Origin of the sequence: Variovorax paradoxus (assembly GCF_022009635.1) — a bacterium.
Classification (GTDB): Bacteria; Pseudomonadota; Gammaproteobacteria; order Burkholderiales; family Burkholderiaceae_C; genus Variovorax.
In genome coordinates, this window is record NZ_CP091716.1 from 87,657 (window position 1) to 105,302 (window position 17,646).

A 17,646-nucleotide genomic window follows, 5' to 3' on the forward strand; every position below is an offset into this window, starting at 1 on the left:
ACTCACGGCATGCGGCACTTCATTGCGCAAGAAGCGTAACTGAATAAGTCGTCCGCGACACGACAATGCCCTCATGACCCGCCCGAATCTCGAAGCCCTCTCCACGCCCGCAGCCACCGACTCCCGCTTCGACAAGCCCGCGCACGGCTGGCGGCGCACGCTGTTCACGGTGATCTTCGAGGCCGACACGCGCGCTGGCCTGTGGTTCGACCTGGCGCTGATCGCGGTCATCGTCACCAGCGTGCTGGTGGTCATTCTGGACAGCGTGCAGTCGATCCGCGAGCACTGGCGCCCGGTGTTCAACGCGCTCGAATGGGTGTTCACGATTCTCTTCACGCTGGAGTACATCGCGCGGCTGTGCTGCGTGAACAAGCCGCTGCGCTATGCACTGAGCTTCTACGGCGTGATCGACCTGCTGGCGCTGCTGCCCACCTTCCTGGTGGCCCTTGCGCCCGAGCTGGCCTACCTGATCGACGTGCGCATCCTGCGGCTCTTGCGCGTGTTCCGCATCTTCAAGCTGTCGCGCTATTCGGCGGAGTACCGCGCGCTGGTGATGGCGGTGGCGTCGAGCCGCCGCAAGATCACCGTGTTCGTCGGCTTCGTGATGCTGGTGGTGCTGGTGATGGGCACGCTGATGTACGTGGTCGAGGGGCCGGAGCACGGCTTCACGAGCATTCCGGTGGCGATCTACTGGGCCATCTCGACGATGGCCACGGTGGGCTTCGGCGACCTCGTGCCCAAGACCGACCTGGGCCGCGCGATCGCCTCGGTGATGATGCTGCTGGGCTGGGGCGTGCTGGCGGTACCGACGGGCATCGTCACGGCAGAGATGGCGCGGCGCGGGCCGAACGACGAAGCAGTGCCCGTGCCCGTGGCCCCGCGCGGCGTTCTTGCAATGACAGCGCCGGCACCCGCTCCCGCCGTGCCGGCGAAGCGCATCACTCCGTCGGCCAGACGACGCGCCCTTGCGCAGCATCGCCGAGGCAGGCGATGAAGGCATCGGCGTCGGGCTCGGGGAGCGTGAAGGCGAAGTGCACGTCGCTGTCGTGCCGCACGCTCTCGATGACCGCACCGGCCGAAGCGAGTTCTCGACGCACCAGCCCTTCGAGCGCATAGGGCACGGCGCACCGCAGGCTGCGCTGGCGCAGCAGCGGCACGAGCGTGGCGCCGAGCAGGGCCTGCGCCACCGCGTCTGTGTAGGCCCGCACGAGGCCGCCGGCACCGAGCTTCACGCCGCCGAAGTAGCGCACCACGGTCGCGAGCGCGCCCTCGACCTGCTGGTGGCGCAGCACCTCCAGCATCGGCCGTCCCGCGGTGCCGCCTGGCTCGCCGTCGTCGTTCGCGGCCGACTGGCCGCCGGCCATCAGGGCCCAGCACACATGCGCTGCAGCGGGATGTTCGGCGCGCAACGACGCGACCACCGCCAGCGCGGCCGCGCGGTCGGCCACCGGCTGCACGCAACCGATGAAGCGGCTCTTCTTGATGAGCAGCTCGCTGTGAACCGGCTGCGCCAGCGTGAAGCTCATGCGGTGCGGTCCGGCATGTGCATCGGAGGCTCAGCCGCCGCCGCGCTCGAACTTGAAGACCGCGGTGCTGGCGCGCGCATTGGGCAGCCAGCGCACGTCGCGGCCGTCCTGCAGGCCGAAGGCGTCGAGCACGCGCAGGTTGTTCTTGCCGGCCAGCACCTCGAAGTCCTTGAAGGTGCCGACGCGGATGTTGGGTGTGTCGTACCACTGGTAGGGCAGGCGGCGCGTCACCGGCATGCGGCCGCGCGCCACGCTCAGCCGGTTGGGCCAGTGCGCGAAGTTGGGGAAGGCGACGATGCCGATGCGGCCCACGCGCGCGGTCTCGCGCAGCATCACCTCGGCATTGCGCAGATGCTGCAGCGTGTCGATCTGCAGCACCACGTCGAACGAGGCGTCGTCGAACATCGACAGGCCTTCGTCGAGGTTGAGCTGGATCACGTCGACACCGCGGCGCACGCACTGCAGCACGTTGCCGTCGGCGATTTCCACGCCGTAGCCGGTGCAGCCGCGCTCGCGCTGCAGCAGGTCGAGCAGGGCGCCGTCGCCGCAGCCGAGGTCGAGCACGCGCGAGCCCTGGGGCACGAGTTGCGCGATCAGCCGTTGATGTTCGAGGTCGCTCATTGCTGGAACTCCTTGGCGACGCGCTCGAAGTACGAGCGGACCACGCCCATGTAGCGCACGTCGTCGAGCAGGAAGGCGTCGTGCCCGTGCGGCGCGTCGATCTCGGCGTAGCTCACGTTGCGGCGGTTGTCGAGCAGCGCCTTCACGAGTTCGCGGCTGCGCGCGGGCGAGAAGCGCCAGTCGGTCTTGAAGCTCACGAGCAGGAACTTGGCCGTGGCGTTCGCGAACGCGGCGCTGAGCTTGCCGCCGTGGCTGCGCGCGGGGTCGAAGTAATCGAGCGCGCGGGTGATCAGCAGGTAGGTGTTGGCGTCGAAGTACTCGCTGAACTTGTCGCCCTGGTAGCGCAGGTAGCTTTCGATCTGGAACTCGACGTCCTGCGTGGAATAGCGGTAGTCGAGCCCCGCGGCCTCGCCTTCGACGACGCTGCGCAGGATGCGGCCGAACTTGGCGTTCATCACGTCGTCGCTGAGGTAGGTGATGTGGCCGATCATCCGCGCGATGCGCAGGCCGCGCTTGGGCACCACGCCATGCTCGTAGAAGTGGCCGCCGTGGAAGTCGGGGTCGGTGACGATGGCGCGGCGCGCGACCTCGTTGAAGGCGATGTTCTCGGCCGTGAGGTTGGGAGCGCTGGCCACCACCACGGCGTGGCGCACGCGATCGGGGTACTGCAGCGTCCATGAGAGCGCCTGCATGCCGCCGAGGCTGCCGCCCATGACGGCCGCCAGCGTGTCGATGCCGAGCGCGTCGAGCAGGGCGGCCTGGGCGTCGACCCAATCCTCGACAGTGACCACCGGGAAGTCGGCGCCGTAGACGCGGCCGGTGGTGGGGTTGACGTGCATCGGACCGGTCGAGCCGAAGCAGGAGCCGAGGTTGTTGACGCCGATCACGAAGAAGCGGTCGGTGTCGACCGGCTTGCCGGGGCCGACCATGTTGTCCCACCAGCCCTCGGAGCGGGCCTGGCCCTGGTAGACGCCCGCCACGTGGTGCGAGGCATTGAGCGCATGGCACACCAGCACCGCGTTGCTGCGCTCGGCGTTCAGGGTGCCGTAGGTTTCGTAGGCGAGCGTGTAGTCGCTGATCGATGCGCCGCTGCGCAGGGCCAGCGGGCCCGCGAACTGCATCGACTGCGAAGTGACGACCAAGGGAGGTGACGACGACATGAATGAAAAAACCCGGCCTCGCCAAAAACGAGCCGGGTCTGCCGCGCCTGTCTTTAGCTGAATTTATAAAGCGCCCGCAAGCTGAAGCAAATCGGCGCAGGGGCAGTATATCGCCCCCTCGGATGAGGTTACCAGCCGATGATCATGATCACGCCCAGCGCCAGGAAGATCGCGGCGGAAATGCCGTGCACGAGCTTGATCGGCACGCGGCGCACGATCTTGTCGCCCAGCCACACCACCGGCGCATTCGCCAGCATCATGCCCAGCGTGGTGCCGGCGACCACCCAGAAGTAGTCCTGCGTGAAGCGGGCGGCCAGCATGACGGTGGCGATCTGGGTCTTGTCGCCCATCTCGGCGAGGAAGAACGCGATTACCGTGGTGCCGAAGACGCCGAACCTGGAAACGCCGGGTGCATCGTCGTCGTCGAGCTTGTCGGGAATGAGCATCCACACCGCCATCGCGATGAACGAGCCGCCAAGAATCCATCGCAGCACGTCGGGGCCAAGCCAGTGCGTGATGTAGTTGCCGACGGCACCTGCCAGGGCGTGGTTGATGATCGTGGCGGCGAAGATGCCGAGCACGATGGGCCAGGGTTTCCTGAAACGGGCTGCGAGCAGAAGGGCCAGGAGTTGGGTCTTGTCGCCCATTTCGGCGAGCGCAACTACGCCGGTTGCAACGAGAAAAGCTTCCATTTTTTGAACGTGGGGTTTCTTGGCCGAAGGACGCAATTGACCGTGCAACACCTTCGGCCATATTCCCGAAGTTGCACGGTCAAAGGTCTCGCCAGGTGTTTTCTCACTGCACGCGCCATGTCCTGTGGGGCAGGACAAGTCTGTTGACGCGGGCCCCTCTCGCAAATCGGAAGGCGGCTACTCCCCAATGACGGGCAGGATTCTACCTGTAGCGCCAAGGGCCTCACTCAATTTTGTAAGCGTGCGCTAGCTTTTGATTGTTTTCACAGGTGCTACCTCAAGAAGCAAATTCCTGCTTGCTTTTCGGATATTTCACCCATAATGCACGAGCCTCCCTCTTCATTTTGGTGGGGAGGCAGTTCGGTGATCGGTCAGTTTCGCGCGACTCGACGGCTCTCGTTTGAGTGATGCTTTCGGGACTCCATCGCTTTTCTTGATGTGTTTATAGGAGTCCCTTGATGGGCAACAAACTGTACGTCGGCAACCTGCCTTACTCGGTGCGCGACGGTGATCTCGAACAGGCCTTCGGCCAGTTCGGCGCAGTGACCAGCGCCAAGGTCATGATGGAGCGCGACACCGGCCGCTCGAAGGGCTTCGGCTTCGTCGAGATGGGCAGTGACGCGGAAGCACAGGCCGCCATCAACGGCATGAACGGCCAGCCCCTGGGCGGCCGCAGCGTCGTCGTCAACGAAGCACGTCCCATGGAAGCTCGTCCCCCGCGCAGCGGTGGTGGCGGCGGCTACGGCGGTGGTGGTGGTTATGGCGGCGGCGGTGGCGGCGGCTACGGCGGCGGCGGTGGTGGCGGCTACGGTGGTGGCGGCGGTGGCCGCTCCGGCGGTGGCGGCGGCTACGGCGGCGGTGGCCGCAGTGGTGGCGGCGGTGGTGGTGGCGATGGCGGTTTCCGCAGCCCCTACGGCGCCGGTCCCCGTGGCGGTGGCGGCGGTGGTCGCAGCGGCGGTGGTGGTGGCTACGGCGGCGGCGGCAACAGCGGCTACTGAGCACTGCGCCTCAAAACGCAAAAAAGACAAAAGGCTCCTTTCGGAGCCTTTTTCTTTGGTCGCTCGCTTTTCCGCCGATCTGCGCGCCGCTCAGGCCTCGCCGCTTCGCTTCTTGCGCCCGCGCCCCTGCACCGCGCGGTCGAGCACGGCGTTGGGCAGCATGCGCATGATCTTGGCGACCACGCCCATCTGCCACGGAATCACCCGGTAGCTCGTGCCGGACTCGATGGCCCGCAGCGCCTGGGCCGCGAAGTCTTCGGCCTTCATGAGAAAGGGCATGCCATAGCGGTTGCCTTGCGTCAGCGGCGTGTCGATGTAGCCGGGGCAGAGCGTGACAACCTTCACGCCGCTGTTGTGCAACTCGCCGCGCAGGCTCTCGCAGTACGCGACCACGCCGGCCTTGCTCGCGCAGTAGGCGCCGTGGCCCGGCAGGCCGCGGATGGAAGCGACGCTGCCAATGCCGACCAGCCGCCCGCTGCCGCGCTGCACCATCGCCCGCACGAACGGATGGAAGGTCGCGGCCAGGCCGACGTTGTTGGTGGCGAAGGTCTGCGACAGCACGTCGAGGTCGGAGCGCTCCGCGGTGTCGATGCCGATGCTGATGCCCGCGTTGGCGATCACCACGTCGGGCAACCCCTGCTGCGCGATGCATGCGTTGCCGGCCGCCACGATGCTGTCGGTCTGCGCCACGTCGGCGCTGTAGATCCGGTAGCGGTCCGCGCTCAACCCTCGGGACTTCGCCCAGGCCTCGATCTCCGTCGTGCGCCGGGCCACCAGCGCCAGCCGGTACCCCGCGTCGTAGAAGCTCGCGGCCATGGCCTGGCCGATACCGCTCGACGCGCCGGTAATGAAGACGAGCGGGGTCGAGGTGGTCATGCGGGATCTTTCGGGAAGTCTTCTTCTTGTCAGCGCTTCTTGGCAGGCGCGGGAGCAGCAGCGGCGGCCGACGGAATCAGCACGCCGCGCACCCGGCCCCTCAGGTTGGCCACGCCGGTCAGGTTGTCGTAGTCGAGCGTGTCGCCGGTGAACTGGTCCTTGTCGCGGATCAGCGTAACCGGCTGGTTCGAGGTGACGCGCTCGGTGTCGACGAAGGCGTGCAGGAACTCGCCACGGAATTCGAGGCGCGGCGTGGGCTTGCCGTCGGCGCCAACGGACGGATCGCGGATGACGATCGCATTGCCGAACAGCTGCAGTTCGCTGCCGTCCGAATTCGACAGCCCACGGTTGGCGGTGGAGCGCGTCACCAGGCCTTCGGGCGAGATGGAGCGCATGCGCACCTTGTCGACCTCGATGGTGTCGGTGTCGGGATAGTGCCGGCCTTCGACGCCGAACAGTTCGCTGCGCAATTCGCCGTTCGGCAGGAAGTTCTTGATGACGAAGTCGCGCATGAAATAGTCGGGCTCATGCGTGGGCGCGGCCTTGGCGGTGGGCTCCAGCAGCTTGGGCGCATTGCGCACCAGCCAGTAGGTGCCGAGCGCGACGGCTGCCGTCAGGATGATCGGCAGGTAGATCGTGGCGCGGTCGAGGACGTTGCGCACCAGCCCCCATGCGCGTTTCACGTTGTTCATGTGTTCGGGCCCCGGGCAGCATCGAGCATGGCGCGGTACTGGCCGCAGGCCGTGAGGAGCAGGTCGCAGAACTCGCGCGCCGCGCCTTCGCCGCCCCGCGCCTGGGTGACATAGCGGGCGATGCCGCGCACCTCGGCATGCGCATTGGCCGGCGCCGCCGCGAAGCCGACGCGCGTGAGCACCGGCAAATCGGGCCAGTCGTCGCCGATGGCCGCGGCCTGCGCCCACGTGAAGCCGAGCTGGTCGAGCATAGCCTGCGCGGCGGGCAGCTTGTCTTCGGTGCCGTAGCGCACGTGTTCGATGCCCAGCGCCTCGAGCCGCACGCGCAGCGGCTTGGAGTCGCGCCCGGTGATCACGGCGGGCGTGATGCCCGCCTTGCGCAGCAGCTTGAGGCCGTAGCCGTCGAGGATGCTGAAGCGCTTGAGCGTTTCGCCGTGCTCGGTGAAGTACACGCCGCCGTCGGTCAGCACGCCGTCGATGTCGAAGAAGACGATGCGCACGTCCTGCGCGGCGAGCAAGGTCTCGGCCTGGAACTCGAGCGCCATCAGATGACCTTCGCGCGCATCAGGTCGTTGGTGTTGATCGCACCCACGACCACGCCCGCGCCGTCGATCACGAACAGCCGGGTGATGCCGCATTGCTCCATCAGCTCGGCGGCTTCCACGGCCAGGGCGTCGACGCGAATGGTGCGCGGGTTGTGATGCATCACGTCGGCAGCCTTGGGGCTGCGCAGGTCGGCGCCGGCCTCGATCAGGCGGCGCAGGTCGCCGTCGGTGAAGATGCCCGAGGCACGGCCGTCGGGCTCGACCACCGCGGCGGCGCCGAAGCCCTTGATGCTCATCGCGCGCATCAGTTCGCTGATGGTGGCCGAGGGCGGCACGCGCGGCACCTCGTCGCCGGAGCGCATGACGTCGCTCACGTGGGTGAGCAGCTTGCGCCCGAGCGCGCCGCCCGGATGCGAGCGCGCGAAGTCTTCCGAGCCGAAGCCGCGCGCGTCGAGCAGCGCCACGGCCAGCGCGTCGCCCATCGCCATCTGCGCGGTGGTGCTCGCGGTAGGCGCGAGGTTGAGCGGGCAGGCTTCCTTGGACACGCCGGCGTCGATCACGATGTCGGCATGGCGCGCGAGGGTGGATTCGGGGCGGCCGGTCATGGCGATCAGGGGCACGCCCTGGCGCTTGACGACCGGCAGGATGACGGTGAGCTCATCGACCTCGCCGCTGTTGGAAATGGCCAGCACCAGGTCGACCGACTTGATCATGCCCAGGTCGCCGTGGCTGGCCTCGGCCGGGTGCACGAACATCGCGGGCGTGCCGGTGGATGCGAGGGTGGCTGCGATCTTGCGGCCGACGTGGCCGCTCTTGCCCATGCCCATCACGACCACGCGGCCGCGCACTTCGAGGATCTTGCGCACGGCGTCGACGAAGCTCGGCCCGACACGGGCCTTCAGGCCGGAGACGGCTTCGGCTTCGATGTCGAAAGTGATGCGTGCCCGGGAGAGGATCGCTTCGGGGTCGACCACGGGGGCCGGGGCGGGACGGGAGCTCATCGGCCGATTTTACGGGGCGGCCAGTCCGGGGATATACGCGCCCCGGCGAAGCCCGGGGCACGGACATTGCTCTAGCATCGGCGCCTATGTCTTCGTTCGATCTCACGCTGTTGTATTTGCTTGCCGCGGTGATCGGCGTGGTGGCCTGCCGCTCCCTGAAACTGCCGCCGATGCTGGGCTACCTGTCGGCCGGCGTGCTGATCGGGCCGCATGCGTTCGCGCTGGCGCAGAACTCCGAGGGCATCCGGCACCTGGGCGAGTTCGGCGTCGTGTTCCTGATGTTCGTGATCGGGCTGGAGTTCAGCCTCCCCAAGCTGCGCGCGATGCGAAAACACGTGTTCGGGCTGGGCCTGCTGCAGGTGCTGCTGACGATGACCATCGCCACGGTCGGCGCGCTGCTGATCGCGCGGCTGCTGCCGCCGTCGTGGCAGCTCGGCTGGCAGACCGCGCTGGCGCTGTCGGGCGCGCTCACCATGAGCAGCACCGCCATCGTCGTCAAGCTGATGGCCGAGCGGTTGGAGCTGGAGAGCGAACACGGCAAGCGCGTAATGGGTGTGCTGCTGTTTCAGGACTTGGCGGTGGTGCCGCTTCTGGTGCTGATTCCCGCGCTGGGCGCGCCACCCGAGGCGCTGGCCAAGGCGCTCGGCCTCGCGCTGCTGAAGGCCACCTTCCTCATCGGTGTGCTGCTCTACGGCGGCCCCCGCGTCATGCGCTGGTGGCTCACGCTGGTGGCGCGGCGGCGCAGCGAGGAGCTGTTCATCCTGAACGTGCTGCTGGTCACGCTGGGGCTGGCCTGGCTCACCGAGCTGGCCGGCCTGAGCCTGGCGCTGGGCGCGTTCATCGCGGGCATGCTGGTGTCGGAAACCGAATACAAGCACCAGGTCGAGACCGACATCCGCCCGTTCCACGACGTGCTGCTGGGGCTGTTCTTCATCACCGTGGGCATGTCGCTCGACTGGCACATCGTGGTCGAGCGCTGGATGCTGGTGGGCGTGCTGCTGCTGGTGCCGCTGGGGTTCAAGCTCGGGCTGGTGACGGTGCTGGCGCGGGTGCTGGGCGCCACCTCGGGCGTGTCGTTGCGCACCGGCCTCTATCTGGCGCAGGCCGGCGAATTCGGCTTCGTGCTGCTGACGCTGGCGCAGGAGCGCAGCCTGTTGCCGCCGTGGCTGGCCAACCCGGTGCTAGCGTCGATGGTGCTGTCGATGCTGGCGACGCCTTTCATCATCATGTACAGCAACGCCATCGTGCGAAAGCTCGTGGCCAGCGACTGGCTGCAGCAGTCGCTGCAGATGACGAGCATCGCGCGCAAGACCATCAACACGGCGCAGCACGTGATCATCTGCGGCTACGGGCGCTGCGGCCAGAACCTGGCGCGCATCCTCGAACGCGAGGGCATTCCGTACATGGCGCTCGACCTCGACCCCGACCGCGTACGACAGGCCGCAGCGGCCGGCGACTCAGTGGTGTTCGGCGACGCGGCACGGCTGCAGGCCCTGATGGCGGCCGGCCTGGCGCGCGCCAGCGCGGTGGTCGTCACCTACCTCGACGTGCCGGGCGCCATGAAGGTGCTGGCCAACGCGCGCGCCCATGCCGCCCACGTGCCGGTGATCGTGCGCACGCAGGACGATCACGACCTGGAGAAGCTGCAGGCCGCCGGCGCCACCGAGGTGGTGCCCGAGGCCATCGAGGGTTCGCTGATGCTCGCGAGCCATGCGCTGGCGCTGGTGGGCGTGCCGATGCGGCGCGTGATCCGCGTGGTGCAGGACCAGCGCGACGCGCGCTACAACCTGCTGCGCGGCTACTTTCACGGCGCCGACGACGACAAGGCCGACGAGGTCGACCACGAGCGGCTCAACAGCTTCACCCTGAGCGCCGGCGCCCGCGCCATCGGCCAGACGCTGGAGCAGCTGGCGCTGCCGACGCTGGGCGTGCGCGTCGCGAGCCTGCGCCGCCATGACGGCCAGCCGCGCACACCGGGCGCCGACACGGTGCTGACCGACGGCGACACGCTGGTGCTTTCCGGCAAGCCGACCGCGCTGGCCGTGGCGATCGAACGGCTGCAGAAGGGCTGAGGCGGCCGAGGCCGCCCGGCCCGGCTCAGTTGATCAGCGTCGGGTTGCGCTTTTCCTCGTCGATGCGCTGCTGGCGGCGCACCGCCTCGCATTGCGCATGGGCCTTGTACTCGGCCTTCAGGCACTGCGCGGCCATGCACTGCGCCCGCGCGATGAAGTTGCGGTCGCCGCACTGGGCCAGGGGTTCGGGGGGAGGAGGGGCGGGTGCCGGTGGCGGCGGGGCTGCCGCGACGGCGGGTGCTGGGGTTTCAGGGGTGCCGGTCGCGGGGGCTGCGACGGTTGCCTGTTTGCGCGGCCGGGCCGGGGGCTTGGCGCTAGCCGCGAGCGGCGCGGCTTCGGCGGCCGGAGGTGCCTCTGCCGCTGGAGGCTCCGGCGCGGCGGGCGCCGGGGGTGATGCCGGCTCCGCCGGTGGCGCCGCGGGCTCGACGGCCGGTGCCGATACCGCCGGCTCGGTGTCTGTGATCGCGGCGGGCGCCTTGCGGGTTCCGTAGCCGTACCAGCCCGCGACCATCATCAGCACCGCCACCGCCAACAGCCCGAGCCACAACAGGATCACCCGCTTGCGCGGTGGCCGCTCGACAGGCCGCCGGACCTTGACCCGGGTGCGCTTGCGTTCGGCCTTCTCCTGTCGCGCGGTCTCGAAGCCCGACGACGGGGCGGGAGGAGGCGGCGGCGGAGGGTCGTCGTAGACCATGATCATGGTCTCCTGGTCGTCCGACGGCGCGGGGGCCGACGATCTTCCGAAGAACGAACGCCGGGGCTCAAGCTCGCCGGGGTCGAAGAGCGGCGCCGGAATGGTCGGAGCGCGCAGCTGGGCGGGGGCGGTGGTGGCCCACTCGCGCTCGGGGCTCGGCGGCGGGGGAATCCGGGTTGCCTTGCCGGACAGCGTGTTGCCGCAGCTCCGGCAGAAATTGGCGCCGTCACGGTTTTCCGTGCTGCAGACCGGACAGATCAAGGCCATGGCTTACTACTGACTACTCTCTAACTCTCGGGAACCGGAACGAAAAGGACTGCTGGCGGGCATGCCCGCAGCTGGAAAGTCTCTGGCGGAGGCTGCCAGGGCCTCAGGTCACGGCGACGCGCTTGGAGCGGTGCGCCATGCGCTTGGCGATCACGGCGCCCAGCGCCATCGAGATTTCCAGCGCCAGGTTGGGCTGGCGGTTCGACATCTCGGCAAAGCGGATCGCGGTGAGCCGCCACACGCGGCCCGCGCCGGTGACCACCACGTTGGCGGAGTGCGGCAGGCGCGAGAAGAACGAGCCTTCGCCGACCACCGAGCCGGCGGTCAGCACGGCGAGCTTCATCTGCTCCTTGCTGCTGACGCGATGCACGCTGATGGCGCCGCTCTCGATGAAGAACACCGAGCGGTCCGGCGTGCCCTGTTCGATCAGCACGTCGCCGATGCTGGTGTCTATGGGCTGCAGGTAGCCGACCAGCGTTTCCCACTGCTGGACGCTGAACGTCAACGCAAAGGCGTCGCTGCTCGTGTTCTCCGCGATGGCGCGGCTCAGATTCTGTATGGACATGGTTTTCTCAACCCCCGCATCGGTGCAGAAGTATCCGCGATGGCCACCAGATTGGGCTACAAGTGTTTACGTTTTTCCGGCGCCTGTCGCTATTTCCCAATGCAAAAGCGCGAAAAGATGACCCCCAGCAGGTCATCGGCACCGAACTCCCCGGTGATCTCGTTCAGCGCGTTCTGCGCCAGCCGCAGTTCCTCGGCCAACAGGTCGAGCAACTGGGCCTGTGCCGCGAGGTGGCTCGCCGCCAGCGCCAGATGCGCTTCGACCTGGGCCAGCGCCTGCACATGGCGTGCGCGCGCCAAATACACGCCCTCGGGCACGGCTTGCCAGCCGGCCATGGCCAGCAATTGCTCTCGCAATGCCTCGATGCCCAGGCCGGTCTTGGCGGACAGCGCGATGCCTTCGGCAGGCTCTGTCGAAGGCGCCGCGTCCTGCTTGTTCCAGACATCCAGCACCGGCACGCTCGCCGGCAGCTTGCGCCGCAGGCCCGCGAGGATCTCCGCGTCGGCGGCAGCGTAGTCCGGCAGGGCAGCGCGGGTCAGGTCGTGCAGGAACAGCACGGCGTCCGCGCTTTCGATCTGCCCCCACGCGCGCGCCACGCCGATCTGCTCGACCTCGTCGCTGCTCTCGCGCAGGCCGGCGGTGTCGGCCACATGCAGCGGCACGCCGTGGATCTGGATGGTCTGCGAGACCACGTCGCGCGTGGTGCCCGCCACCGCGCTCACGATGGCCAGTTCGGCGCCCGCCAGCGCGTTGAGCAGCGAGCTCTTGCCCGCGTTGGGCTGGCCCGCGATCACCACCTTGATGCCCTCGCGCAGCAGCGCACCCTGGCGCGCACGCTGCTGCACGGCGGCCAGTTGCGACTGCAGCTTCGCCAGCTGCCCGGCCGCATCGGCCTTCTGCAGGAAGTCGATTTCTTCTTCCGGAAAGTCGAGCGTGGCTTCGACCAGCATGCGCAGGTGGATCAGCGCATCGCGCAGCGTGTGGATCTCGCGCGAGAAGGCACCAGACAGCGAGCGCCCGGCGCTGCGCGCGGCCGCTTCGGTGCTGGCGTCGATCAGGTCGGCAATCGCCTCGGCCTGCGCCAGGTCGATCTTGCCGTTGAGGAAGGCCCGCTGGCTGAACTCCCCCGGCTCGGCCACGCGCAGGCCGGGCAGGCGCGGGCGGCCTGTGACCGGATCGGGCTCGGCCGCCGCCTCGAGACAGCGCGCCAGCAGCAACTGCAGCACGACCGCGCCGCCGTGCGCCTGCAGCTCGAGCACGTCTTCGCCGGTGAAGGAATTCGGCGACGGAAAGTGAATGGCCAGGCCGTGGTCGACCGGCTCGCCGCCTGCATCGCGAAACGGCAGGTAGGTGGCTTCGCGCGGCTTGAGTACGCGGCCGCAGATGGCCTCGATCAGCGGCGCCAGCCGGGCCCCCGACACCCGCACGATGCCGACCGCCCCGCGCCCCGAGGCAGTGGCGATGGCGACGATGGGATCGGTGGTTCGGGCGAGCATGGTGCGGATTCTTTCAGCAAAAAGGGCCGCTTACGCGGCCCTTCGTGGGATGGCTTGGATGCCGTGCGGCTGTTGCTACTTGGTGCCGAGCACGCCCAGGCGCTTGTTGATGAACCACTGCTGCGCGATCGACAGCACGTTGTTCGTGATCCAGTACAGCACCAGGCCGGCCGGGAAGAAGATGAACATCACGCTGAATGCGAGCGGCATGATCCACATCAGCTTGGCCTGCATCGGATCGGGTGGCGTCGGGTTGAGCCAGGTCTGGAACAGCGAGGTGGCCGTCATGACGATCGGCAGGATGTACCAGGGGTCCGGTGCCGACAGGTCGCTGATCCAGCCGATCCACGGTGCATGGCGCATTTCGACCGACGACAGCAGCACCCAATACAGCGCGATGAACACCGGAATCTGGATCACGATGGGGAAGCAGCCGCCCATCGGATTGACCTTCTCGGTCTTGTAGATCCGCATCATCTCTTGCTGCATTTCCTGCGGCTTGTCCTTCAGCCGCTCGCGCATTTCCATGATCTTCGGATTGATGGCCTTCATCTTGGCCATGCTGGCGTAGGCCTTGGCGTTGAGCCAGTAGAAGGCCGCCTTCAGCAGCACCACCAGCGCGACGATCGACCAGCCCCAGTTGCCCAGGATGCCGTGCAGCTGGGTAAGCAGCCAGTACAGCGGCTTGGAGATGATCGCGAAGATGCCGTAGTCCTTCACCAGGTCCAGGCCCGGTGCGATGGCTTCGAGCTTCTTTTCTTCCTCAGGACCGGCGAACAGCGCGCTGTTCACGACCTGCGTGGCGCCCGGGGCGATCTTCGGCAGCGTGGCCACCATCGAAACGGTGAACAGGTTGTCGCCCAGGTCCTTCACGCGGAACTCGCGGCGCAGCTGTTCGCTGGCCGGGTCGCCCTTGAGCAGCCAGGCCGACGCGAAGTAATGCTGCACCATCGCGATCCAGCCGTCGTTGGCCGGCGGTGGCGGTTCGATCTTGCCCTTGGCGATGTCCTTGAAGTCCAGCTTGTGGAACTTCTTCTCGTTGGTGTACGCGGCCGGGCCGGTGAAGGTGTTGGTGCCGAACATGGTGCCGGCGGCCACGGTGCCGTGACGCAGCAGCTGCATGTAGAGCAGGGCGTCGCGCGGCTGGTCGCTCACATTGACGACTTCGTGGCGCACGCCGATGGCGTAGTCACCGCGGTGGAACACATAGGTCTTGACGTACTTCAGGCCGCCGACGGGTGCGCTTTCGAAGCTCACTTCCAGCGTGTTCTGGCCGTCGGCCATTTCACGCGGGCCGGCCTTCGGCGTCATCTGCGTCAGGTGGTTGGGGAAAGCCTCGCCGGCCACCGGGTTCAGCAGGCCGGTCTGCGCGACGTAGCGCGTGGCGGGCGAGCCGTCTTCGAACAGCACGACATGCTTGCTGCGGTCGGCTTCGTCGTACTTCAGCAGTTCGAGGTAGTTGACCGTGGCGCCTTCGCTGTCGATCGTGGCCTTGAACAGGTCGGTGGTGACGTTGACCTTCTCGCGCGGCGCGGCCGGCAAGGCCGACGTCGGCACGGCACCCGCGCTGCCGGGGGCGGCGGACGCGGTGGGCACGCCGTTGGCGGTGGCGGGCGTGCCGGCGGCCGGGGCGGTGACGGCCGGCTTGCTCGACGGCAGGAAGGTCGGCTTGTTGCCGTTGAAGACCTGCCATTGGTCCCACAGCAACACCAGCGAGAACCCAAAAATCACCCACAGTATCGTGCGGCGGATATCGTTCATGACGAAGACTTCTTGTCGGAGGAGAGAAGAGACGAAAACAGCGATCCTGACTTGTCAGTGCGACGCTGTGATTTCGGTGGAACCGGATCGTGGCCGCCCTGGCACCAGGGCTGGCAGCGCGCGATGCGGTGCAGAGTCAGGTAGCTGCCCTTGAGCGCGCCGTGCACCTCGAGCGCCTCGATCGAATACACCGAGCATGTCGGCGTGAAGCGGCACGACTGGCCGAGCCAGGGGCTCAGCAGCAGTCTGTAGGCCTTCACGAAGCCGATCAGCAGGCGTTTCATGATGATGAGGAAGAGGCAGGCGCGGAAGAAGAGGGCGCCGGCGTGCGCGCGGCCCGTGCCAGCAGTTGCTGGAGTTCGGCGCGAACGGCGCTCTTGAGCTTGTCTGAGGTGGCGCTCACGAATTCCTTGCGGTCGAAGCCCGCGCGCAGCCGCACCACGTGCGCGGCACGTGGCAAAACGACACCCTGAGCGGCGCTCACGGCGTAGATCTGGCGCTTGATGGCGTTGCGCGTGACCGCGCGACGCGCCCAGCGCTTGGGCACCATGGCACCCAGCCAGACGTCGTCGGACGCGAACAGCGGCGGTGCGCCCGATGCGGAATCGAGCGCACAGCGATGCAATGCGAAATGAGCAGTGCGCGCCACGGTGGCACCTGCGAGGACGGCCTGGAATTGCGCGCGGGTCTTGAGCCGCTGCATGGAAGCCTGGCCGCGCACGTCGTTACCGGTCAGGCCGGACGCACCGGCCGCGGAAGCTGGCGCTGACGTATCGGCTGCTGGCAACGGCAGGTGGGCTGCCGTCAGACGGCCAGGCGCTTGCGGCCCTTGGCGCGGCGTGCGTTGATGACGGCACGGCCGCCGCGGGTCTTCATGCGGACCAGGAAGCCGTGGGTACGGGCGCGGCGGACTTTGGAAGCTTGATAAGTGCGTTTCATGATGATTTCCTAATTCCCTGTTCGCGCGGACTCTCTGCCTGAAAAAGCATGAGAAGCCAGCGGGGCGCCGGGGGAGCGTGTTGGGATGACCCAGGGATAACCCCTGAACTCCTACTCCTAGCTCCAGTGACGAACGCAAAGAGGTTTTCAGGGAAACCCGCAATTATCGCAAACATTGGCCGCCCGAACAATCTTCGACTGGATTTGCGGGCCTTTCGGCATCCGGGACAGCGTGTGGATAAGGTTTTGACAAGTTAGAATGCCAGCCGCCTTCCAGCAGAGAATATCCACAATACCTATACCAAGAAATGCCCGAAGGTCTCATCACTTTTTCTCCCGCCCATGTCGACTGACGGCATCGGCGAAAGCCTCTGGCAGGCCTGCGTCGACCAGCTCGCGCAGGAACTGTCCGAGCAGCAGTTCAACACCTGGATCAAACCCCTGACGGCACAGGTCGCCGACGACCTGTCGCGCATGACCGTGTTCGTCGCCAACCGGTTCAAGCTCGACTGGATCCGGGCCCAGTACGCCGGCAAGATCGCGGCCATGGCCGAGAAGATGTACGGCCAGCCGGTCGCCATCGAGTTAGCGCTTGCTCCTCGCGAAACGCCCGTGCGCTCTGCGCCTGTGGCGGTCATGACCGAGACCGACGTGCCGCGCGACGTGGCCGGCCCGGGCGAGGAGCCCGCCGCCGCCGGCTTCAAGAACCGGCTCAATTCGGGGCTCACCTTCGACACCCTGGTCGAAGGCACGGCCAACCGCATGGCGCGCGCCGCGGCCATGCACGTGGCGGGCATGCCCGGCCATCTTTACAACCCGCTTTTCATCTACGGCGGCGTCGGCCTGGGCAAGACCCACCTGATGCATGCCGTGGGCAACCGGCTGCTGGCCGACCGCGCCGATTCCAAAGTTCTCTACATCCACGCCGAGCAATTCGTGTCGGATGTGGTCAAGGCCTATCAGCGCAAGACTTTCGATGAGTTCAAGGAACGCTATCACTCGCTCGATCTGTTGCTGATCGACGATGTGCAGTTCTTCGCCAACAAGGACCGGACGCAGGAAGAATTCTTCAACGCGTTCGAGGCCCTGCTGGCCAAGAAATCCCACATCGTGATGACCAGCGACACCTACCCGAAGGGGCTGGCCGACATCCACGAGCGCCTGGTTTCGCGCTTCGATTCGGGTCTCACGGTCGCCATCGAGCCGCCCGAGCTCGAAATGCGCGTGGCTATCCTGATCAACAAGGCGCGCGCCGAATCGGCCGAAATGCCGGAAGAAGTGGCCTTCTTCGTCGCCAAGAACGTGCGCTCCAACGTGCGCGAGCTCGAAGGCGCGCTGCGCAAGATCCTGGCTTACTCGCGCTTCAACCAGAAAGAGATCTCGATCGCCCTGGCGCGCGAGGCGCTGCGTGACTTGTTGTCGATCCAGAATCGGCAGATCTCCGTCGAGAATATCCAGAAAACGGTGGCCGACTACTACAAGATCAAGGTCGCCGACATGTACAGCAAGAAACGCCCGGCCAGCATTGCGCGGCCGCGGCAGATCGCGATGTACCTGGCCAAGGAACTCACGCAGAAGAGCCTGCCGGAAATCGGCGAGCTGTTCGGTGGGCGCGACCACACGACGGTGCTGCACGCGGTGCGCAAGATTTCGGGCGAGCGCCAGCAGCTCACCGAACTCAACCAGCAGCTCCACGTGCTCGAGCAGACGCTCAAGGGCTGAAGCCAGATGTCATCCAGGA

The 17,646-nt window shown here is 67.1% G+C and carries 19 protein-coding genes, 1 pseudogene and 1 riboswitch; of the genes and pseudogenes, 4 read left to right on the forward strand and 16 right to left on the reverse strand.

All coding sequences use genetic code 11. The features are described from left to right. Positions 1–73 precede the first annotated feature (73 nt). Positions 74–994 carry an ion transporter gene (locus L3V85_RS00530; RefSeq protein WP_237677494.1) on the forward strand — a complete coding sequence of 307 codons (921 nt, stop codon included), beginning with the start codon at positions 74–76 and terminating at the stop codon, positions 992–994. Here L3V85_RS00530 and L3V85_RS00535 read toward each other — a convergent pair. The 4 genes from L3V85_RS00535 to L3V85_RS00550 all read right to left on the reverse strand — a co-directional run bounded on the left by L3V85_RS00535 (position 939) and on the right by L3V85_RS00550 (position 3,999). Beyond that, the gene (locus tag L3V85_RS00535; protein WP_237677495.1) at positions 939–1,526 is read right to left on the reverse strand and encodes an IMPACT family protein; all 588 of its coding nucleotides are present in this window, start codon (positions 1,524–1,526) and stop codon (positions 939–941) included. The two genes, L3V85_RS00530 and L3V85_RS00535, sit on opposite strands and share 56 nt — an antisense overlap. A 30-nt stretch (positions 1,527–1,556) precedes the next feature. After that, positions 1,557–2,147: a methionine biosynthesis protein MetW gene (gene metW, locus L3V85_RS00540; protein WP_237677496.1), complete on the reverse strand. Its 591-nt coding sequence runs from the start codon at positions 2,145–2,147 to the stop codon at positions 1,557–1,559. After that, positions 2,144–3,307, reverse strand: a complete 1,164-nt coding sequence (gene metX / locus L3V85_RS00545; protein WP_237677497.1) for a homoserine O-succinyltransferase MetX — start codon at positions 3,305–3,307, stop codon at positions 2,144–2,146. Before metX ends, metW begins: the two co-directional genes overlap by 4 nt. Before the next feature lie 128 nt (positions 3,308–3,435). Then, a complete protein-coding gene (locus tag L3V85_RS00550) occupies positions 3,436–3,999 on the reverse strand; it encodes a TMEM165/GDT1 family protein (protein WP_237677498.1) in 564 nt (187 codons plus the stop codon). A gap of 19 nt (positions 4,000–4,018) precedes the next feature. Beyond that, positions 4,019–4,197, reverse strand: a riboswitch (yybP-ykoY riboswitch). A gap of 260 nt (positions 4,198–4,457) precedes the next feature. Between L3V85_RS00550 and L3V85_RS00555 the strand changes: the two genes are divergently transcribed. Next, complete coding sequence (locus L3V85_RS00555; protein WP_237677499.1) at positions 4,458–4,997, forward strand: RNA recognition motif domain-containing protein; 540 nt, start codon at positions 4,458–4,460, stop codon at positions 4,995–4,997. A gap of 90 nt (positions 4,998–5,087) precedes the next feature. On the opposite strand, the gene L3V85_RS00560 is transcribed toward L3V85_RS00555, so the two are convergent. The 4 genes from L3V85_RS00560 to L3V85_RS00575 are packed head-to-tail and all read right to left on the reverse strand — an operon-like array spanning position 5,088 to position 8,111. After that, the gene (locus L3V85_RS00560) at positions 5,088–5,873 is read right to left on the reverse strand and encodes an SDR family oxidoreductase (RefSeq protein WP_237677500.1); all 786 of its coding nucleotides are present in this window, start codon (positions 5,871–5,873) and stop codon (positions 5,088–5,090) included. A 29-nt stretch (positions 5,874–5,902) separates the two neighbouring features. Further along, entirely contained in the window at positions 5,903–6,565 is a 663-nt protein-coding gene (lptC, locus tag L3V85_RS00565) for an LPS export ABC transporter periplasmic protein LptC (RefSeq protein ID WP_237677501.1), read from the reverse strand. Continuing rightward, the gene (locus tag L3V85_RS00570) at positions 6,562–7,110 is read right to left on the reverse strand and encodes a KdsC family phosphatase (protein WP_237677502.1); all 549 of its coding nucleotides are present in this window, start codon (positions 7,108–7,110) and stop codon (positions 6,562–6,564) included. The genes lptC and L3V85_RS00570 overlap by 4 nt, the downstream gene beginning before the upstream one ends. Then, a complete protein-coding gene (locus L3V85_RS00575) occupies positions 7,110–8,111 on the reverse strand; it encodes a KpsF/GutQ family sugar-phosphate isomerase (protein WP_237677503.1) in 1,002 nt (333 codons plus the stop codon). The genes L3V85_RS00570 and L3V85_RS00575 overlap by 1 nt, the downstream gene beginning before the upstream one ends. Positions 8,112–8,197: 86 nt before the next feature. On the opposite strand from L3V85_RS00575, the gene L3V85_RS00580 reads away from it, so the two are divergent. Then, positions 8,198–10,183, forward strand: coding sequence for a monovalent cation:proton antiporter family protein (locus L3V85_RS00580; RefSeq protein ID WP_237677504.1), 1,986 nt, complete (start codon positions 8,198–8,200; stop codon positions 10,181–10,183). A 25-nt stretch (positions 10,184–10,208) separates the two neighbouring features. On the opposite strand, the gene L3V85_RS00585 is transcribed toward L3V85_RS00580, so the two are convergent. The 8 genes and pseudogenes from L3V85_RS00585 to rpmH all read right to left on the reverse strand — a co-directional run bounded on the left by L3V85_RS00585 (position 10,209) and on the right by rpmH (position 15,905). After that, positions 10,209–10,877, reverse strand: a complete 669-nt coding sequence (locus L3V85_RS00585; RefSeq protein ID WP_237680728.1) for a hypothetical protein — start codon at positions 10,875–10,877, stop codon at positions 10,209–10,211. A 219-nt stretch (positions 10,878–11,096) separates the two neighbouring features. Continuing rightward, positions 11,097–11,144: pseudogene (locus tag L3V85_RS37510) on the reverse strand (hypothetical protein); the annotation flags it as partial. A gap of 103 nt (positions 11,145–11,247) precedes the next feature. Further along, entirely contained in the window at positions 11,248–11,709 is a 462-nt protein-coding gene (locus L3V85_RS00595; protein ID WP_237677505.1) for a Crp/Fnr family transcriptional regulator, read from the reverse strand. 89 nt (positions 11,710–11,798) lie between these two features. After that, on the reverse strand, positions 11,799–13,205 hold the full coding sequence (gene mnmE / locus L3V85_RS00600; RefSeq protein WP_237677506.1) for a tRNA uridine-5-carboxymethylaminomethyl(34) synthesis GTPase MnmE: 1,407 nt from the start codon (positions 13,203–13,205) through the stop codon (positions 11,799–11,801). Positions 13,206–13,280: 75 nt separating this feature from the next. Further along, positions 13,281–14,966 carry a membrane protein insertase YidC gene (gene yidC / locus L3V85_RS00605; protein WP_237677507.1) on the reverse strand — a complete coding sequence of 562 codons (1,686 nt, stop codon included), beginning with the start codon at positions 14,964–14,966 and terminating at the stop codon, positions 13,281–13,283. Next, positions 14,963–15,250 carry a membrane protein insertion efficiency factor YidD gene (gene yidD / locus L3V85_RS00610; protein WP_106936290.1) on the reverse strand — a complete coding sequence of 96 codons (288 nt, stop codon included), beginning with the start codon at positions 15,248–15,250 and terminating at the stop codon, positions 14,963–14,965. Before yidD ends, yidC begins: the two co-directional genes overlap by 4 nt. Further along, positions 15,247–15,669 (reverse strand): ribonuclease P protein component, encoded by a 423-nt coding sequence (locus tag L3V85_RS00615; RefSeq protein WP_237680471.1) that lies wholly within the window; start codon positions 15,667–15,669, stop codon positions 15,247–15,249. Before L3V85_RS00615 ends, yidD begins: the two co-directional genes overlap by 4 nt. A gap of 101 nt (positions 15,670–15,770) precedes the next feature. Beyond that, positions 15,771–15,905 carry a 50S ribosomal protein L34 gene (gene rpmH, locus L3V85_RS00620; RefSeq protein ID WP_007834827.1) on the reverse strand — a complete coding sequence of 45 codons (135 nt, stop codon included), beginning with the start codon at positions 15,903–15,905 and terminating at the stop codon, positions 15,771–15,773. Positions 15,906–16,247: 342 nt separating this feature from the next. On the opposite strand from rpmH, the gene dnaA reads away from it, so the two are divergent. After that, positions 16,248–17,627 carry a chromosomal replication initiator protein DnaA gene (gene dnaA / locus L3V85_RS00625; RefSeq protein ID WP_237677508.1) on the forward strand — a complete coding sequence of 460 codons (1,380 nt, stop codon included), beginning with the start codon at positions 16,248–16,250 and terminating at the stop codon, positions 17,625–17,627. The last annotated feature ends 19 nt before the right edge of the window (positions 17,628–17,646 follow it).

What these genes read in the sequence shown, in the direction of transcription:
- L3V85_RS00530 (WP_237677494.1), top strand. Translation starts at nt 74, where the DNA reads ATGACCCGCCCGAATCTCGAAGCCCTCTCCACGCCCGCAGCCACCGAC.
- L3V85_RS00535 (WP_237677495.1), bottom strand. Translation starts at nt 1,526, where the DNA reads ATGAGCTTCACGCTGGCGCAGCCGGTTCACAGCGAGCTGCTCATCAAG.
- metW (WP_237677496.1), bottom strand. Translation starts at nt 2,147, where the DNA reads ATGAGCGACCTCGAACATCAACGGCTGATCGCGCAACTCGTGCCCCAG.
- metX (WP_237677497.1), bottom strand. Translation starts at nt 3,307, where the DNA reads ATGTCGTCGTCACCTCCCTTGGTCGTCACTTCGCAGTCGATGCAGTTC.
- L3V85_RS00550 (WP_237677498.1), bottom strand. Translation starts at nt 3,999, where the DNA reads ATGGAAGCTTTTCTCGTTGCAACCGGCGTAGTTGCGCTCGCCGAAATG.
- L3V85_RS00555 (WP_237677499.1), top strand. Translation starts at nt 4,458, where the DNA reads ATGGGCAACAAACTGTACGTCGGCAACCTGCCTTACTCGGTGCGCGAC.
- L3V85_RS00560 (WP_237677500.1), bottom strand. Translation starts at nt 5,873, where the DNA reads ATGACCACCTCGACCCCGCTCGTCTTCATTACCGGCGCGTCGAGCGGT.
- lptC (WP_237677501.1), bottom strand. Translation starts at nt 6,565, where the DNA reads ATGAACAACGTGAAACGCGCATGGGGGCTGGTGCGCAACGTCCTCGAC.
- L3V85_RS00570 (WP_237677502.1), bottom strand. Translation starts at nt 7,110, where the DNA reads ATGGCGCTCGAGTTCCAGGCCGAGACCTTGCTCGCCGCGCAGGACGTG.
- L3V85_RS00575 (WP_237677503.1), bottom strand. Translation starts at nt 8,111, where the DNA reads ATGAGCTCCCGTCCCGCCCCGGCCCCCGTGGTCGACCCCGAAGCGATC.
- L3V85_RS00580 (WP_237677504.1), top strand. Translation starts at nt 8,198, where the DNA reads ATGTCTTCGTTCGATCTCACGCTGTTGTATTTGCTTGCCGCGGTGATC.
- L3V85_RS00585 (WP_237680728.1), bottom strand. Translation starts at nt 10,877, where the DNA reads ATGGTCTACGACGACCCTCCGCCGCCGCCTCCTCCCGCCCCGTCGTCG.
- L3V85_RS00595 (WP_237677505.1), bottom strand. Translation starts at nt 11,709, where the DNA reads ATGTCCATACAGAATCTGAGCCGCGCCATCGCGGAGAACACGAGCAGC.
- mnmE (WP_237677506.1), bottom strand. Translation starts at nt 13,205, where the DNA reads ATGCTCGCCCGAACCACCGATCCCATCGTCGCCATCGCCACTGCCTCG.
- yidC (WP_237677507.1), bottom strand. Translation starts at nt 14,966, where the DNA reads ATGAACGATATCCGCCGCACGATACTGTGGGTGATTTTTGGGTTCTCG.
- yidD (WP_106936290.1), bottom strand. Translation starts at nt 15,250, where the DNA reads ATGAAACGCCTGCTGATCGGCTTCGTGAAGGCCTACAGACTGCTGCTG.
- L3V85_RS00615 (WP_237680471.1), bottom strand. Translation starts at nt 15,669, where the DNA reads ATGCAGCGGCTCAAGACCCGCGCGCAATTCCAGGCCGTCCTCGCAGGT.
- rpmH (WP_007834827.1), bottom strand. Translation starts at nt 15,905, where the DNA reads ATGAAACGCACTTATCAAGCTTCCAAAGTCCGCCGCGCCCGTACCCAC.
- dnaA (WP_237677508.1), top strand. Translation starts at nt 16,248, where the DNA reads ATGTCGACTGACGGCATCGGCGAAAGCCTCTGGCAGGCCTGCGTCGAC.